Source organism: Streptomyces parvus (assembly GCF_032121415.1).
Lineage (GTDB): Bacteria > Actinomycetota > Actinomycetes > Streptomycetales > Streptomycetaceae > Streptomyces > Streptomyces globisporus_A.
The window spans coordinates 1,096,200-1,112,566 of record NZ_CP135079.1 but is presented as its reverse complement, the minus strand read 5'-3'; the positions used below and the strand labels follow the sequence as shown (position 1 = coordinate 1,112,566).

Annotated in this window: 17 protein-coding genes; 9 read left to right on the top strand and 8 right to left on the bottom strand. The window is 72.0% G+C overall.

Translation table 11 applies throughout. From position 1 onward, the window contains the following. Window positions 1-44: 44 nt before the first annotated feature. From RNL97_RS06090 to RNL97_RS06080, 3 genes are all read right to left on the bottom strand, one after another. Window positions 45-1,025 carry a DMT family transporter gene (locus tag RNL97_RS06090; protein WP_313750454.1) on the bottom strand — a complete coding sequence of 327 codons (981 nt, stop codon included), beginning with the start codon at window positions 1,023-1,025 and terminating at the stop codon, window positions 45-47. A 326-nt stretch (window positions 1,026-1,351) separates the two neighbouring features. Then, a complete protein-coding gene (locus tag RNL97_RS06085) occupies window positions 1,352-2,083 on the bottom strand; it encodes an ArsR/SmtB family transcription factor (RefSeq protein ID WP_313750453.1) in 732 nt (243 codons plus the stop codon). A gap of 14 nt (window positions 2,084-2,097) precedes the next feature. Further along, window positions 2,098-2,787: a TetR/AcrR family transcriptional regulator gene (locus RNL97_RS06080; protein WP_313750452.1), complete on the bottom strand. Its 690-nt coding sequence runs from the start codon at window positions 2,785-2,787 to the stop codon at window positions 2,098-2,100. 76 nt (window positions 2,788-2,863) lie between these two features. Between RNL97_RS06080 and RNL97_RS06075 the strand changes: the two genes are divergently transcribed. The 3 genes from RNL97_RS06075 to RNL97_RS06065 all read left to right on the top strand — a co-directional run bounded on the left by RNL97_RS06075 (window position 2,864) and on the right by RNL97_RS06065 (window position 5,115). Next, window positions 2,864-4,015: an acyl-CoA dehydrogenase family protein gene (locus RNL97_RS06075; RefSeq protein ID WP_030590201.1), complete on the top strand. Its 1,152-nt coding sequence runs from the start codon at window positions 2,864-2,866 to the stop codon at window positions 4,013-4,015. 88 nt (window positions 4,016-4,103) lie between these two features. Next, window positions 4,104-4,394 carry a YiaA/YiaB family inner membrane protein gene (locus tag RNL97_RS06070; protein WP_010070249.1) on the top strand — a complete coding sequence of 97 codons (291 nt, stop codon included), beginning with the start codon at window positions 4,104-4,106 and terminating at the stop codon, window positions 4,392-4,394. 88 nt (window positions 4,395-4,482) lie between these two features. After that, window positions 4,483-5,115: a TetR/AcrR family transcriptional regulator gene (locus tag RNL97_RS06065; protein ID WP_030590199.1), complete on the top strand. Its 633-nt coding sequence runs from the start codon at window positions 4,483-4,485 to the stop codon at window positions 5,113-5,115. A 29-nt stretch (window positions 5,116-5,144) separates the two neighbouring features. Here the strand turns inward: RNL97_RS06065 and RNL97_RS06060 are convergent, their stop codons facing one another. Continuing rightward, window positions 5,145-5,606, bottom strand: a complete 462-nt coding sequence (locus tag RNL97_RS06060) for a MaoC family dehydratase (protein WP_030590198.1) — start codon at window positions 5,604-5,606, stop codon at window positions 5,145-5,147. A gap of 113 nt (window positions 5,607-5,719) precedes the next feature. On the opposite strand from RNL97_RS06060, the gene soxR reads away from it, so the two are divergent. Beyond that, window positions 5,720-6,199, top strand: a complete 480-nt coding sequence (soxR, locus tag RNL97_RS06055) for a redox-sensitive transcriptional activator SoxR (protein ID WP_030590197.1) — start codon at window positions 5,720-5,722, stop codon at window positions 6,197-6,199. Window positions 6,200-6,247: 48 nt separating this feature from the next. Here the strand turns inward: soxR and RNL97_RS06050 are convergent, their stop codons facing one another. Continuing rightward, complete coding sequence (locus RNL97_RS06050; protein WP_030590196.1) at window positions 6,248-6,862, bottom strand: hypothetical protein; 615 nt, start codon at window positions 6,860-6,862, stop codon at window positions 6,248-6,250. A gap of 234 nt (window positions 6,863-7,096) precedes the next feature. On the opposite strand from RNL97_RS06050, the gene RNL97_RS06045 reads away from it, so the two are divergent. Next, a complete protein-coding gene (locus RNL97_RS06045; protein WP_243313605.1) occupies window positions 7,097-7,627 on the top strand; it encodes a GNAT family N-acetyltransferase in 531 nt (176 codons plus the stop codon). Here RNL97_RS06045 and RNL97_RS06040 read toward each other — a convergent pair. Continuing rightward, window positions 7,624-8,886, bottom strand: coding sequence for an exo-beta-N-acetylmuramidase NamZ family protein (locus tag RNL97_RS06040; RefSeq protein ID WP_243313602.1), 1,263 nt, complete (start codon window positions 8,884-8,886; stop codon window positions 7,624-7,626). The two genes, RNL97_RS06045 and RNL97_RS06040, sit on opposite strands and share 4 nt — an antisense overlap. 190 nt (window positions 8,887-9,076) lie before the next feature. Between RNL97_RS06040 and RNL97_RS06035 the strand changes: the two genes are divergently transcribed. From RNL97_RS06035 to RNL97_RS06020, 4 genes are all read left to right on the top strand, one after another. Further along, on the top strand, window positions 9,077-9,850 hold the full coding sequence (locus tag RNL97_RS06035) for an SDR family oxidoreductase (protein ID WP_030590193.1): 774 nt from the start codon (window positions 9,077-9,079) through the stop codon (window positions 9,848-9,850). Beyond that, window positions 9,847-11,598 carry an AMP-binding protein gene (locus RNL97_RS06030; protein ID WP_243313600.1) on the top strand — a complete coding sequence of 584 codons (1,752 nt, stop codon included), beginning with the start codon at window positions 9,847-9,849 and terminating at the stop codon, window positions 11,596-11,598. The genes RNL97_RS06035 and RNL97_RS06030 overlap by 4 nt, the downstream gene beginning before the upstream one ends. A 49-nt stretch (window positions 11,599-11,647) precedes the next feature. Further along, a complete protein-coding gene (locus RNL97_RS06025) occupies window positions 11,648-12,241 on the top strand; it encodes a TetR/AcrR family transcriptional regulator (RefSeq protein ID WP_030590188.1) in 594 nt (197 codons plus the stop codon). Between the two features lie 315 nt (window positions 12,242-12,556). Then, window positions 12,557-13,891 carry a M28 family metallopeptidase gene (locus RNL97_RS06020; RefSeq protein WP_030590185.1) on the top strand — a complete coding sequence of 445 codons (1,335 nt, stop codon included), beginning with the start codon at window positions 12,557-12,559 and terminating at the stop codon, window positions 13,889-13,891. A gap of 87 nt (window positions 13,892-13,978) precedes the next feature. On the opposite strand, the gene RNL97_RS06015 is transcribed toward RNL97_RS06020, so the two are convergent. Further along, a complete protein-coding gene (locus RNL97_RS06015) occupies window positions 13,979-15,193 on the bottom strand; it encodes an acyl-CoA dehydrogenase family protein (protein ID WP_030590181.1) in 1,215 nt (404 codons plus the stop codon). Window positions 15,194-15,199: 6 nt separating this feature from the next. Next, complete coding sequence (locus RNL97_RS06010) at window positions 15,200-16,222, bottom strand: phosphotransferase family protein (RefSeq protein ID WP_030590178.1); 1,023 nt, start codon at window positions 16,220-16,222, stop codon at window positions 15,200-15,202. Window positions 16,223-16,367: the final 145 nt, after the last annotated feature.

Sequence of the window (16,367 nt, the reverse complement as noted above, 5' to 3'; positions counted from 1 at the left end):
GGCTCGCGAAGGACCGCCGGCCGCCCGGCCCGCCCCTGGCCCCGTTACGTCCGTTCCGCTCGGCGCTCCTCGTCCTGACGGGACCCCTCCACCGGCCGCGCCGGAATTCCCCGTGCGGGCCCAGGCTGCTGACGGCTCCGGGAGACCGCCACCCCGGCCAGGCACAGCGCCCCGCCGACGATGCCGAGCGGGGTCGGCACCTCGTCCAGGAGCACCCACGCCATCCCCACGACGAGCGCCGGGACCGCGTACGTGGTCGCGCCCATCTTCCCCGCGGTGGTCCGGGCCAGCGCATAGCCCCAGGTGGTGAAGGCCAGCGCGGTCGGGAAGACGCCCAGGTAGACCATGTTCAGGGTGGCGGACAGCGGGGCGTCGGCGGCCTCGGAGACCAGCACCCCGGTGAACGGCAGACAGACGACGGCCCCGATCAGGCAGCCGAAGGTGTTGATCTGGAGCGAGGAACCGTGCGCGAGGGCCGGCTTCTGGCTCACCACGCCCGCCGCGTACGCCACGGCGGCCAGCAGGCACAGCGCCACGCCCAGCACGGAGGAGCCGCCGTGCCCGGACATCGCGAGTCCCACGACGACCGCGCCCGCGAACGAGACGCCCATCCCCAGCAGCAGCCGGCGCGGCAGCCCCTCGCCGAGCATGCGGGCGCCGAGCAGGGCGATCAGGATCGGCCCGATGTTCACGAGCATCGCGGCCGTTCCCGCGTCGACCTCCTGCTCGCCCCAATTCAGGGCCACCATGTACAGCCCGAACCACAGCACCCCCGAGGTGATGATGCCGGGCCAGGCACCGCGCCTCGGGAGCCCCTCCCGGCGGATGATCAGGATCGCCCCGAGCACCAGCGCGCCCGCCAGCAGCCGACCCAGGGCCAGCGCGCCGGGGGAGTAGGCCTCGCCCGCACTGCGGATGGAGACGAAGGCGGAGGCCCACAGCACGACGGTGGTGCAGGCGGCGGCGGGGGCCCGCCAGCGGTGGGCCGGTGGGGAGACGGGGAAGGGGGTCGGGGTCGTCGTCATGGCCACGACCGTAAAGCCGAAACGCTTCGCTCCCCACCGAATTGTCATTCCCCGTCAACCGGCGCCCCTCCTCCAGCTCGTCCGCGCCCCCTCCAGCCTGTCTGCCCCCCCAGCTTGTCCGCCTCCGAGGCGCAGCCCGTCCGGCGTTTGAGGAAGGAACCGTGGCGCCGTACGGGGCGACTCCTCCGTGTCCGGAAAGCAGGGGCCCCGCTCAACCCAAGCGCCGGTTCCGTCCTCAAACGCCGGACGGGCTGTGGTGGCGCGGGTCCGTCCGCAGGAGTCGGTCCGGTTGTGGTGGCGCGGGTCCGTCCGCAGGCGGCGGGGTGTCAAGCGGTGAGGGACGCGGCGTCGATGCCCAGCGCCTTGGACAGTGCCTGCACCCCCGCCGAAGTCACCCGCACCGCCCGACCCGACCCGACCCGCTCGCACCACCCCGCCTCCAGCACATGCGCGCACAGCGCCGCCCCCGCCGCCCCTGCGAGGTGCGGACGCCGCTCCGTCCAGTCCAGGCAGCCCCGCACCAGGGGGCGCCGCCCGGACCGGTCCAGGGAGATGCCGAGCGCGGCGAACCACTCCAGGCCCGCCTCGGTCAGCGCGAACCCGGTGTCCTGCCGCAGCAGCCCCCTTACCGTCATCGCCTCGGTGATCCGGATGCCGAGCCGCCCGGCGAGATGGTCGTAACAGGTCCGCCCCCGGGCCAGCGCACTGCCCGCGCTCGCCGCCCGCAGGGACCGCGGCCGCTCAGGCTCGCCGGACGCCGTCCGGGAGGCCAGCTCCTCCACCAGGTGCGCCGCCCGCTCGTCGACCAGCCGGACATAGCGGTGGCGGCCCTGCCGCTCCTCGGCGAGCAGCCCGCCCGCGACCAGCCGCCCCAGGTGCTCACTGGCGGTGGACGGGGCGACACCGGCGTACCGGGCCAGCTCGCCGGCGGTCCAGGCCCGCCCGTCCAGGAGCGCCAGGCAGAAGGCGGCGCGGGTCTCGTCCGCGAGGAGGGCGGCCAGCGCGGCGAGGCGTACGGCGCCGGAGCCGTGCGGCCGTGGCCGGGGGGAACGGTCCATACGTCCAGCGTGCGTCACGGACGGTTCGGCACCGGCCGAACCGTCGCCGTGTCGCCGCCCACCGGCCGCGCGTACTGCTCGTACTGGATCGCCAGCCCTTCCAGCAGCGCCCGCAGCCCCGTCTCGAAGGCCCCTTCGTCGACCTGGCGGCGGTGGTCGGCCAGCAGGTGGGCCTGGCCGAGATGCGGATAGTCGGCGGGATCGTAGGCGGTCTCGTCGTCGACGAAACCCCCGGCGAAGGAGCCCAGCGCCGAGCCGGTGATGAAGTACCGCATCAGCGCCCCGATCCGGGTCGCCTGCGCGGGCGGCCACCCCGCCCCCACCATCGCCCCGAACACCGCGTCGGCCACCCGCAGCCCCGCCGGACGGCGGCCCGGCCCCCGGGCCAGCACCGGGACGATGTGCGGGTGCGCGGCGAGCGCGGCCCGGTAGGACAGCGCCCAGTCGTGCAGGGCCTCACGCCAGTCGCGCGGGTCCGACTCCTCGAACATCGACAGGTCGACCTGTGCGGAGACCGCGTCGGCGACGGCGTCGAGGATCTCCTCCTTGTTGCGGAAGTGGTTGTAGAGCGAGGGCCCGCTCACCCCGAGGACGGCCGCCAGCCGACGGGTGGAGACGGCGTCGAGCCCCTCGGCGTCCACGAGGGCGCTCGCCGCCCCGACGATGCGGTCTCTGCTGAGGAGGGGCTTGCGCGGTCGGGCCATGCGGCTCATAGTAGGCCCTGCGAACCAGAAACTAGCAGTGCTAATTAAGCGATCGTCGGAAGCGGGGTGGCGCACGATGGACCTGGCGCTCAGCGTGGAGCAGGAAGCCGTCCGGAAACTGGCCGAGGACTTCGTCGCCCGCGAGGTCACCCCGCACGTCGTCGCATGGGACCGGGCCGAGAATGTCGACAGGTCGATCGTGAGGAAGCTCGGAGACCTCGGCTTCCTGGGGCTGACCGTCCCCGAGGAGTACGGCGGCTCCGGCGGCGACCATCTCTCCTACTGCCTGGTCACCGAGGAGCTGGGACGCGGCGACTCCTCGGTGCGCGGCATCGTCTCCGTATCGCTCGGCCTCGTCGCCAAGACGATCGCGTCCTGGGGGAGCGAGGAGCAGAAGCGCGCCTGGCTGCCCCGGCTGACGGCGGGCGAGGCGATCGGCTGCTTCGGCCTCACCGAGCCCGGCACCGGCTCGGACGCCGGGAACCTCGTCACCGGGGCCGTCCGCGACGGCGGTGACTACGTGGTCAACGGCACCAAGATGTTCATCACCAACGGCACCTGGGCCGATGTCGTCCTGCTCTTCGCGCGGACGGACGACAGCCCCGGCCACCGCGGCGTCTCCGCCTTCCTCGTCCCCACCGACACCCCCGGCCTCACCCGGCGCACCATCCACGGCAAGCTGGGCCTGCGCGGCCAGGCCACCGCCGAACTGGTCCTGGAGGACGTCCGGATACCGGCGTCCTGCCTCCTCGGCCCCGAGGGCAAGGGCTTCTCCATCGCCATGTCCGCCCTCGCCAAGGGGCGTATGTCGGTCGCGGCGGGCTGCGTCGGCATCGCCCAGGCCGCCCTGGACGCGGCCGTGCGCTACGCCGGTGAGCGCGAGCAGTTCGGCAAGGTCATCGCCCGCCACCAGCTCGTCCAGGAGCTGCTGAGCGACATCGCCGTGGACGTGGACGCCGCCCGGCTGCTGACCTGGCGGGTCGCCGACCTGATCGACCGGGGCCGGGATTTCGCCACCGCCGCCTCGAAGGCCAAGCTGTACGCCTCCGAGGCCGCCGTCCGCTGCGCCAACAACGCCCTCCAGGTCTTCGGCGGCTACGGCTACATCGACGAGTACCCGGTCGGCAAGCTGCTGCGCGACGCCCGCGTGATGACGCTCTACGAGGGCACCAGCCAGATCCAGAAGCTGATCATCGGTCGGGCGCTCACCGGCGTTTCCGCCTTCTGACCGGCGCCCGGGCTCGTACGGGTGTCTGAGTACCGGCCTGAGTACGGGCACGGATGTGGCGTGCGCCACGTCGGCGGATGCTGAGCCCATGAGTGACACGACATCGGTCAAGCAGCAGAGCACCGCAGCCTTCTACGTCCAGGCCGTGGCTTCCTTCATGGTGGCCATCGGCGCGGTCGCCTTCGGTATCTTCTTCCTCGACGCCGACGCCTGGGTGCGCGGATTCCTCGCCATCGGCGTGCTCTACCTGGTCACGTCCTGCTTCACGCTCGCCAAGGTGATCAGGGACCGCCAGGAGGCCGGGCAGATCCACAGCCGGGTCGACCAGGCCCGGCTGGAGAAGATCCTCGCCGAGCACGACCCGTTCCAGAAGCTCTGACCCCTTACCGTCGGCCGGACCGCCCCTAAGCGCTTGCTCAGGTTCGGGGTATGGTGTTCGTCCTGTCGACGGAGAGGGGCTTTGGGCGATGAGTGCGGCGGAGGAGACGACCGGCGAGGACGCGCCGTGGGGCGAGGTCACCCCCGAGGCGGCCAGGCGGCTCCTCGTCGCCGCCGTGGACGCCTTCGCCGAGCGCGGGTACCACGCGACCACCACCCGTGACATCGCCGGCCGGGCCGGAATGAGTCCTGCCGCGCTCTACATCCACTTCACGACCAAGGAAGAGCTGCTCCACCGGATCAGCAAGATCGGTCACGAGCGGGCGCTGCACGTCCTCGACACCGCGGCGGACCGGGACGGCACGGCCGCCGAACGGCTCGCCGGGGCCGTCCGCTCCTTCGTCCGCTGGCACGCGGAGCGCCACACCACCGCCCGGGTCGTGCAGTACGAGCTCGACGCGCTCGGCGAGGAGCACCGCACCGAGATCGTCGCGCTGCGGCGCAGGAGCGACGCGGTGGTGCGCCGGATCATCGGCGAAGGGGTGCGCGACGGCGAGTTCGACGTCCCCGACGTCCCCGGCACCACGCTCGCGGTGCTCTCCCTCTGCATCGACGTGGCCCGCTGGTTCAACGCCCAGGGCAGCCGTACGCCCGACGAGGTCGGCGAGTTGTACGCCGACCTCGTCCTGCGGATGGTCGGAGCCCGGCAGATTCCGCGGTAGCCCCGGCGGTCCGGGAGTGGTGTCCGGAATCAGAAGTAGTAGCGGGACACCGACTCCGCGACACAGGCCGGCTTCTCGCTGTCCTCGCGCTCGACGGTGACGACCGCCGTGACCTGCACGCCGCCGCCCACCTCCGTGACCTCCCGGAGCACCGCCGTGGCCCGCAGCCGCGAGCCGACCGGGACGGTCGAGGGGAAACGGACCTTGTTGGCCCCGTAGTTGATGCCCATCTTCATGCCCTCGACCCGCATCACCTGCGGTACCAGCGCGGGCAGCAGCGAGAGCGTCAGATAGCCGTGCGCGATGGTCGTGCCGAACGGCCCGTCCTTCGCCCGCTCCGGGTCCACGTGGATCCACTGGTGATCGCCGGTCGCCTCGGCGAACTGGTCGATCCTCTTCTGCTCGATCTCCAGCCAGTCGCTGTGTCCCAGCTGCTCGCCCACTGAGTCCCGCAGCTCCTGTGCGGACGTGAAGATCCTCGGCTCTGCCATGTTCCCGGTCCCTGCCTTCCGGCTCGACGCGCCATCCGGCGCGATGTCTAAGCGCTTGCTCAGCATCGTTGGGCGGCACGTTCCTGTCAACGACATGGCAGTAGGTTTGAGGGGTGCCCCAGATCCCGCAGACACTCCACGAACTCTCGGTCGGCCAGCTCTCGGCGCGCAGCGGCGCCGCCGTCTCGGCCCTGCACTTCTACGAGTCCAAGGGCCTGATCACCAGCAGCCGCACCAGTGGCAACCAGCGCCGGTACTCCCGTGACGCGCTGCGCCGGGTCGCGTTCGTCCGGGCGGCCCAGCGCGTCGGTATTCCGCTGGCCACGATCCGGGACGCGCTCGCCGAACTGCCCGAGGAGCGCACGCCGAACCGCGAGGACTGGGCCCGTCTCTCCGAGGCATGGCGCAGGGAACTGGACGAGCGCATCACGCAGTTGCACCGGTTGCGCGACCATCTGACCGACTGCATCGGTTGCGGCTGTCTGTCGCTGGAGACCTGCGTCCTCTCCAACCCCGACGACATCAACGGCGAGAGGATCACCGGTTCCCGTCTGATGCCCGAACGCAAGCAGCCGACCGAACACCGCCCTTAGTACCGACGTACCGACGTACCGAAGCACCGAACGTCGTTCTTGGTCAGGTCACGCGGCCGCCGCGGTCGGCCTCCGGTGCCGTGGCAGCCGGGCCCTGGCCAGTGTGCGGTCGGTCAGGGCGGGCTGCGGCACCGCGATCCCGCAGCCCGTGCACACCGGGCCCGCCCACGGCTCCTCGCCCCGCTCCTGCCGCCACTCGATGCCGGTGCCCGCACAGACCGGACAGGCGGAGCCGGGGCCGGAGCCGAGAGCCGCGATCAGGCGGCGCAGGACCTCCGCGAGCGGCTCCGTGGGATGGACGCCCGGGTCGGTGCAGCGGGCCACCCCGTGACCGCCCCAGGTGCGCCGGTGCCAGTCGTCGAACGCGCCGGGCCGCCGCAGCCCCGCATGCTTCTCGCGCCGCCGTCGCTCCGCGAACCCCGCCTCGTACGCGAGCCAGACCGCCCGCGCCTCCTCCAGTTCGTCCAGTGCGCGCAGCAGGCGCACCGGATCGGGCTCCCGGTCCTCGGGGTCGATCCCGTGCCGGGCGCACAGATGGTCCCAGGTCGCCCGGTGCCCGTACGGGGCGAACCTCTCCAGACACTTCCGCAGTGAATACCGCCGCAGGGCCAGATCGCCCCGCGGATCTCGGACCTGTCTCGCAAGACTCCGGAAACCGGCCATGACACCGCCACCTCCGTCGCTCGTCCTTGGACGTCATGGAATGGACGTACGCCTGCCCGTTTCGGCTCCATCGAAAGATGAAATCCGTCCATTGGCCGAGAATCCCCATGTGGGGCGGGGTGCCATGGGCGGAAGCGGAGCGGCGCACGGGCGGGTGGTGCGAGGGCGCGCGGTCCCCTCGGGGGTGGCGAAACCCGATGGCGTCGGCGCGGGCCCGCGCGGTTGGATCCCCCCATGACAACAGCTCACCCGCGCCTGGAGAAGGTCACCCCCGACAACGTGCTCGCCGCCTGCGGGCTGGAAGTCGCACCCGAGCAGCGCGCTTTCGTCGCCCCGGTCGCCCAGTCCCTGGCCGAGGCCTACGTGCATCCCGACCTCGCCTGGCCCCGGCTGATCTGTGACGGTGAGCGCGTCGTCGGCTTCGTGATGGCCTACTTCGACCTGGCGTTCGACTTCGACGCGGGGGCGCCGGACGCCCCGAACCGGTCCGGGCTCTGGCGGCTCGCCGTCGCCGCGGGGGAGCAGGGCCGGGGCTACGGGCGGTTCGCCGTCGGGGCGGTGAACGAGGAGATCCGCCGGCGCGGCGGGAAGGTCTCGACCGTGACCTGGAAGCCGGGCGAGGGCGGGCCCGAGGAGTTCTACCTCCGGCTCGGCTACCGCAAGCGTGGCCTCACGGACGACGGCGAGTACCTCGGCGACATGGAGCTGGAAGGCCCTGTCGGGCCGGACCCCGTGGGCCCGGCCCGATGCGAACAGCGGTCCTAGCCCCCGTACCGCAGATACCTCCGCCGCTTCGCCCGGAACGCCGAGAGGTCCCGCTGCCACGCCCGTACCACCGCGTCCGTGTCCGCGCCCGCGTCGATCATCGTGCGGACCCGGGTGTTCCCGGTGAGCTTGTCGATCCAGTTGTCCGGCCGCCAGGCGAAGCCGCTCCACGTCTGCTTCGCGGTCACCAGCAGGGCGATCCCGGTGCGGACCGGGTCGAAGACCTCCCGGTCCTGGACGTGGACCTGGACCCCGCCCACCGTCTTGCCCCGGAACTTGGAGAACGTCGGCGCGAAGTACGCCTCCCGGAAGGCGACCCCCGGCAGCCCCAGCGCGTTCGCCGCGGCCGCCCAGCGGTGGTCGATGCCCTCCGCGCCGAGGAGTTCGAAGGGGCGCGTGGTGCCCCGGCCCTCGGAGAGGTTCGTCCCCTCGAAGAGGCAGGTCCCGGAGTAGACGAGGGCCGTCTCGGGCGTCGGCATGTTCGGGCTCGGCGGCACCCACGGCAGCCCGGTGTCGTCGAAGAAGTCCGAGCGCCGCCACCCCGACATCGTCACCACCTCCAGCCGTACCGGGTTCTCGTGCAGGAACTCCGCGTTGAAGAACAGCGCCAGCTCCGCCACCGTCATCCCGTGCGCCTGGGCGATCTCCCGGCGGCCGACGAACGTGGCGAACGCCGGGTCCAGCACCGGACCCAGCGCCGCCCGCCCGGTCACCGGGTTCGGCCGGTCCAGCACGACGAGCCGCTTCCCCGCGAGCGCCGCCGCCTCCATGCAGTCGTAGAGCGTCCAGATGTACGTGTAGAAGCGCGCACCCGCGTCCTGGATGTCGAAGACGACCGTGTCCACGCCCGAGGCGGTGAAGACGTCCGCGAGGTCCCGCCCGCTCTTGAGGTACGTGTCGTAGACCGGCAGCCCGGTCGCCGGGTCGTCGTAACGGCCCTCGGATCCGCCCGCCTGCGCGGTGCCCCGGAACCCGTGCTCGGGGCCGAACACGGCGGTCAGGTTCACCCGCTCGTCGGGGTGCATCACATCGACGATGTGCCGGACGTCGGCGGTGATGCCGGTGGGGTTGGTGACGACTCCGACCTTCTGGCCCCGCAACAGCCGGTAGCCGTCGGCCGCCAGCCGGTCGAAGCCGGTACGCACCCGGCCGCGCCCGCGTCCGGGGGCGGCGGAGGCGCTACCGGTGCCGGCCACCGTCGCCGCAAGCGCCCCCATCGCGCCTCCCGCGGCCAGCACACCACGTCGGGACAGGCTCATTCCGCTACCTCCATGATCGCGCCGACTGTCATGGCCACGCACGCTAGCGCGGGCCGGGGCCGCGCGGAACGACCTGGGCGGCGCTGATTCCCCGAGCCGCCCTCCGCGCTCCTCCCCGGCCACTCCCGACCCTTTCCGGATCACATACCGACCGGTTAGTCTGCCGGTGCAGCCGGATCGGAGAGGCGGGATGACGATGGGTACGGTGCAGGGCGCCGGCGTGGTGGTCACGGGGGCCGGAGGCGGCATCGGAGCCGCCCTGGCCCGCAGGTTCGCCGCCGGAGGGGCGCGGGTCGTCGTCAACGACCTCGACCTCGCGCGGATCGAACCGCTCGCGAAGGAGATCGGCGGCATCGCCGTCGCCGGGGACGCATCGGGGATCGTGGACGCGGCCCGGGAGGCGCTGGACGGCACGGTCGACGTCTACTGTGCCAACGCGGGTCTGGCCTCGCCCGGTGACGCGTTCGCCGACGAGGAGGTCTGGGCCGCCGCCTGGGACGTCAACGTGATGGCCCACGTCCGCGCGGCCAGGGCCCTCCTGCCGGACTGGCTGGAGCGCGGCAGCGGGCGGTTCGTCACCACCGCATCCGCCGCCGGCCTGCTGACGATGATCGGCGCCGCCCCGTACAGCGTCACCAAGCACGGGGCGGTGGCCTTCGCCGAGTGGCTCTCGCTCACCTACCGCCACCGCGGGATCAAAGTCCACGCGATCTGTCCGCAGGGCGTGCGCACCGACATGCTCACCGCCGCCGGATCGGCCGGCGAGCTGGTCCTCGCCCCTGGCGCCATCGAGCCGGACGCCGTCGCCGACGCCCTGTTCGCGGCGATGGACGCCGACCGCTTCCTGGTCCTGCCGCACCCCGAGGTGGCCGGGTACTACCAGGCCCGCGCCGCCGATCCCGACCGGTGGATGCGCGGGATGAACCGGCTCCAGCAACAGTGGGAGGAGGGGAGCGGAGCATGAGCGACCCGACTCCTTCCGACGCCCCGGCGGCCGGAGCCACGACCTCCGGAGCCCCGGCTCCCGAAGCCCCCGCCCCTTCCCCCGGCGGCTCGATCTACGCCGCCCAGCCCTGGCTCGCCCTGCTCAGCGAGGCCCAGCGCGCCCCCGTCACCCCGCCCCCGACCGTGCTCCACGCCTGGCGGGCGGCCGTGGACCGGGCCCCGGACCACGCGGCCCTGGCCTACTTCGACGGACGGCTCAGCTACCGCGAGACCGACGAGCTGTCCGACTCGGTGGCCGGGCACCTCGCCGCCCGGGGGCTGGGCCGCGGCGACCGGGTCGCGATCATGCTCCAGAACAGCCCGCACTTCGTCCTGGCACTGCTGGGCGCGTGGAAGGCGGGGGCCACCGTCGTACCGCTCAACCCGATGTACAAGGCGGGCGAGGTCGCCCACGTCCTCGCGGACGCCGGGGTCACCGCGCTGATCTGCTCGGCCCGGGCGTGGGAGACGTACCTCCGGGACACCGCGGCGGCCGCCCCGGCTCTCCGCATCGCGCTGACCGCCTGCGAGCTGGACCTCCAGAGCGTGAACGACCCGCGCGTCCTCGGCTTCGAACGGCTTCCGGCCCCCGGCCCCGACGACCTCGCGGACGATCTGCTGGCCGCCGCCCGCGCCGGGAACCCGGCCCCGGCGGACCGCGGTCCCGCCGCCCAGGACGTGGCGCTGATCAGCTACACGTCCGGCACCAGCGGCACCCCCAAGGGGGCGATGAACGCCCACGGCAACATCATGGTCAACGCCGAACGCCAGCGCACCGGCCATCCGATCGCCGAGGGCTCCGCGTACTTCGCGCTCGCCCCGCTCTTCCACATCACCGGCATGGTCTGCCAGCTCTCCGCCTGTATCGCCAACGCGGGCACCCTCGTCCTGGCCTACCGCTTCGAGGCGGGCGTCGTCCTGGAGGCCTTCGCCACGCACCGACCCGCCTACACCGTCGGCCCTTCCACCGCCTTCATGGCGCTGGCCGCGCATCCGGACGTCACCCCGGACCACTTCGCCTCGTTCCGGGTGATCTCCTCCGGCGGCGCGCCCCTGCCGCCCGCGCTCGTGGAGAAGTTCCGCGCGGGCTTCGGCCCGTACATCCGCAACGGTTACGGGCTCACCGAGTGCACCGCCCCCTGCGCCTCGGTCCCGCCCGAGCGGGAGGCCCCCGTCGACCCGGTCTCCGGCACGCTCTCCGTCGGCGTCCCCGGACCCGACACCGTCGTCCGGATCCTCGACGAGGAGGGGCGGGAGGTGCCCTTCGGGGAGCAGGGGGAGATCGCGGTGCGCGGCCCCCAGGTCGTCTCCGGCTACTGGAACCTCCCCGAGGCCACCGCCGCCGCCTTCCCCGGCGGCGAGCTGCGCACCGGTGACATCGGGTTCATGGACGCGGCGGGCTGGCTGTACGTCGTGGACCGCAAGAAGGACATGATCAACGCCTCCGGGTTCAAGGTGTGGCCCCGCGAGGTGGAGGATGTCCTCTACACCCACCCGGCGGTGCGGGAGGCGGCCGTCGTCGGCGTGCCCGACGCCTACCGGGGGGAGACGGTCCGGGCGTACGTGAGTCTGCGCCCGGGGGCCTCGGTGGAACCCGGCGAGCTGGGCGCGTACTGCGAGGAACGGCTCGCCGCGTACAAGTATCCGCGCGAGGTGGAGATCCTGACCGAGCTGCCGAAGACGGCGAGTGGGAAGATCCTCAGGCGGGAACTGCGTTCCCCCCGTTAGAACAGCGTCGAAACAGCACACGCGCAGTACGAAAGGAAGGTGGCGGCTCATGGCCAAGGCGACGGACCAGAACGGCACTCCCGTCCCCCAGAGGCTGCTGGCCGCCGCCACCCGGCTCTTCGCCGAGCGCGGGTACGACCGCACCTCGGTCCAGGAGATCGTCGAGGCGGCAGGCGTCACCAAGGGGGCGCTCTACCACTACTTCGGCTCCAAGGAGGACCTGCTCCAGGAGGTCTACGCCCGGGTGCTGCGGCTCCAGCAGGAGCGCCTGGACGCCTTCGCGGACGCCGAGGCCCCCGTCGAGCAGCGGCTGCGCGACGCGGCGGCCGACGTGGTGGTCACGACCATCGACAACCTGGACGACGCCGCGATCTTCTTCCGCTCCATGCACCACCTGAGCCCCGAGAAGAACAAGCAGGTACGCGTCGAGCGCCGCCGCTACCACGAGCGGTTCCGGGCGCTGATCGAGGAGGGGCAGGACAGCGGCGTGTTCTCCTCCGCCACCCCCGCCGACCTGGTCGTCGACTACCACTTCGGTTCGGTCCACCACCTCTCCACCTGGTACCGCCCGGACGGCCCGCTCAGCCGTCAGGAGGTCGCCGACCACCTCGCGGACCTGCTGCTGCGGGCCCTGCGCCCGTAGGGCCGTGCCGGGGTTCCGGCACCACGGGGTGATCCAGTGGCCCACCCCGCCGGGCGGGGCGAATCTGGATGTATGAGGTATGTCCGGCCCCCGCCGGGGGCGCCAGCGTTCACGGGCCGAGGTCTGTTCGTTAATAGAACGGACCTGTCCGGTTTCCGCTCTTGACGGAGCACTGTCATTTCCTTGAGCATCGGTCACGCATTGCGCACCTCTGGGCCGCTTTCCGGCCCACGCTCCAGGACCCGGCCGGATCACCGCGCGGCCGGGGACCCCCCGCACGTTCCGTCAGTCCCCAACGGAATCCGGAGCCCGTGAATGAGACCGAACCGTTCCACCCTGCGCAGATCCCCGGCGGCCCTGGCCGCCGTAGCCCTCGCCGTCGCCCTCGGGGCCGGCGCGCCGGCCGCCCAGGCCGCCGGGGCGCCGACACCGTCCGCTGCCGCGGCGACGCCGGACATCCCCGTGGCCAACGTCAAGGCCCATCTCTCGCAGCTCTCGACGATCGCCGCGAACAACGGCGGCAACCGCGCCCACGGCCGCCCCGGCTACAAGGCGTCCGTCGACTATGTGAAGGCCAAGCTCGACGCGGCCGGATACACCACCACGCTCCAGCAGTTCACCTCCAACGGCGCCACCGGCTACAACCTGATAGCCGACTGGCCCGGCGGCGACCCGAACAAGGTCCTGATGGCCGGGGCCCACCTCGACTCGGTCTCCTCCGGCGCCGGGATCAACGACAACGGCTCCGGCTCGGCCGCCGTGCTGGAGACCGCGCTCGCCGTCTCCCGCGCCGGGTACCAGCCCGACAAGCATCTGCGGTTCGCCTGGTGGGGCGCGGAGGAGCTGGGCCTGGTCGGCTCGAAGTACTACGTCAACAACCTGCCGTCCACCGAGCGTTCCAAGCTCTCCGGCTATCTCAACTTCGACATGATCGGCTCGCCCAACGCCGGCTACTTCGTCTACGACGACGACCCGGTCATCGAGAAGACCTTCAAGGACTACTTCGCGGGTCTGGGCGTCCCCACCGAGATCGAGACCGAGGGCGACGGCCGTTCCGACCACGCCCCCTTCAAGAACGTCGGCGTCCCCGTCGGCGGGCTCTTCACCGGCGCGGGCTACACCAAGTCCGCGGCCCAGGCGCAGAAGTGGGGCGGGACGGCGGGCCAGGCCTTCGACCGCTGCTACCACTCGTCGTGCGACAACCTGAGCAACATCAACGACACGGCCCTGGACCGCAACAGCGACGCCGCCGCCCACGCCGTCTGGACCCTGTCCTCCGGCACCGGCGAACCGCCCACCGGCGAAGGCGTGTTCAGCAACACCACCGACGTGGCGGTCCCGGACGCCGGAGCGGCGGTGACCTCGTCGGTCGCGGTCACCGGACGAACGGGCAACGCCCCGGCCGCACTTCAGGTCGGCGTCGACATCAAGCACACCTACCGCGGCGACCTCGTCGTGGACCTGCTCGCCCCGGACGGGAGCGCGTACCGGCTGAAGAACTCCAGCAGCGGCGACTCGGCCGACAACGTCATCACGACGTACACGGTCAACGCCTCCAGCGAGGTGGCCAACGGCTCCTGGAAGCTCCGGGTCCAGGACGTCGCCCGCCAGGACACCGGCTACATCGACAGCTGGAAACTCACCTTCTGAGTTCCGCTCCGAGTCCTCCCGCAGGCGTACGTGCATGTGTAGGCCCCCTCCCGACGAGCACCTCGGGAGGGGGCCGCACCGCGTCCGTCACACGTACCGCTTGATCTCCCGCCGGGCCAGCGACCGCTGGTGCACCTCGTCGGGACCGTCCGCCAGCCGCAGCGTCCGCGCCGAGGCCCACAGCTCCGCCAGCGGGAAGTCCTGGCTCACCCCGCCCGCGCCGTACAGCTGCACCGCGGAGTCCAGGATGTCCACCACCGCGCGCGGGGTGGCGATCTTGATGGCCTGGATCTCGGTGTGCGCGCCCCTGTTCCCCACGGTGTCCATCAGCCAGGCCGTCTTCAGCACCAGCAGCCGCAGCTGCTCCACCGTGACCCGGGCGTCCGCGATCCAGTTCTGCACGACGCCCTGCGCGGCCAGCGGCTTGCCGAACGCCTCACGCGCCACCGCCCGCCGGCACATCAGCTCGATGGTCCGCTCCGCCATCCCGATCAGGCGCATGCAGTGGTGGATCCGGCCCGGACCCAGCCGTGCCTGGGCGATGGCGAAGCCGCCGCCCTCCTCGCCGATCAGATGCGCCGCGGGCACCCGCACGTCGTGGAAGACCACCTCGGCGTGGCCGCCGTGCGAGTGGTCCTCGTACCCGTACACCTGCATCGCGCGCCGCACCTCGACGCCCGGGGTGTCGCGGGGGACCAGGATCATCGACTGCTGGCGGCGGATGTCCTCGCCGTCCGGGTCGGTCTTGCCCATCACGATGAAGACCGCGCAGTCCGGGTTCATCGCCCCGGAGATGTACCACTTCCGCCCGTTGATGACGTAGTCATCGCCGTCCCGGACCATCCGGGTCTCGATGTTCGTCGCGTCCGACGACGCCACGTCCGGCTCGGTCATCGCGAACGCGGAGCGGATCTCCCCGGCGAGCAGCGGCTCCAGCCACTGCTTCTTCTGCTCGTCGGTGGCGAACTGGAACAGCACCTCCATGTTCCCGGTGTCCGGGGCGGCGCAGTTCGTCGCGGTCGGCGCGAGGTGCGGGGAGCGTCCGGTGATCTCCGCGAGCGGGGCGTACTGGAGGTTCGTCAGCCCGGCCCCGTACTCCGCGTCGGGCAGGAAGAGGTTCCACAGTCCCTGCCGCTTGGCCTCGGCCTTCAGCTCCCCGACGACCGCCGGGGTGTCCCACGGCGAGGCGAGCCGCGCCCGCTGTTCCTCGGCGACCTGCTCGGCCGGATAGACATGCTCGTCCATGAACGCGAGCAGCCTGCTCCGCAGCTCCTCGGTACGGGCGTCGAATGCGAAGTCCATGGGGGTTCAGCCTTCCTGGAGGGTGGTGAGGCCGTGCGCGATGAAGACGGGGACCAGCTCGCCGATCCGGTCGAAGCCCGCGCCGACGGTCTGGCCGAGGGTGTAGCGGTAGTGGATGCCCTCCAGGATCACGGCGAGCTTGAACCACGCGAACGCGGTGTACCAGGAGATGGCGGAGGCGTCCCGGCCGGAGCGGGCCGCGTAGCGCTCGATCAGTTCGGCGGGGGACGGGTGCCCGGCCGCCCCGCTGGTGGTGGAGACGGGCGACTTCGGCAGACCGAGGTCGGAGCTGTACATCACGAGCAGCCCGAGGTCGGTCAGCGGATCGCCGAGGGTGGACATCTCCCAGTCGAGCACGGCCTTGATGCGGTCGTCGGAGCCGATCAGGACGTTGTCCAGGCGGTAGTCGCCGTGGACGACGGTGGGCGCTGGGGAGGAGGGCAGCGCGCGGCCGAGCGCGGCGTGCAGCTCGTCGATGCCCGCCAGGTCACGGTTGCGGGAGGCGTCCAACTGCTTGCCCCAGCGCCGCAACTGCCGGTCCAGGAAGCCCTCGGGCCGCCCGAAGTCCCCGAGCCCGACCGCATCCGGGTCCACGGCGTGCAGGTCGACCAGGGTGTCGACGAGCCCGAGGACCGCGGCCCGAGTGCGCTCGGGGCCGAGTGGGGCGAGCTGCTCGGCGGTGCGGTACGGGGTGCCCTCGACGTACTCCATCACGTAGAACGGCGCGCCGATCACCGAGTCGTCCTCGCAGAGCAGCAGCGGCTCCGGCACGGGGACGGCGGTCGGGTGCAGACCGCTGATCACGCGGTGCTCGCGCGTCATGTCGTGCGCGGTGGCCAGCACATGGCCGAGCGGAGGCCTGCGCACCACCCACTGCCCGGTCCCGTCGCCGACGACGTACGTCAGGTTCGAGCGGCCGCCCTCGATGAGCCGCGCTTCGAGGGGTCCGCTCACCAGCCCCGGTCGCTCGCGGTCGAGATGGACGCGCAGCAGCTCCGGGTCGAGACCTGGTGGGGGGGCTGAGCTCATGGTGCGTACCTCCGGGCGACTGGCGACGGAACGAGGTGACCGGACGAGGTGACGGAACGATCGGAAACCATGATGCCGACCAGTCGGTATGTCGTCCAGTGCCCTTCGGGATCTGCCGCCCGGGAAGACGTTCGCACTCTGGTGA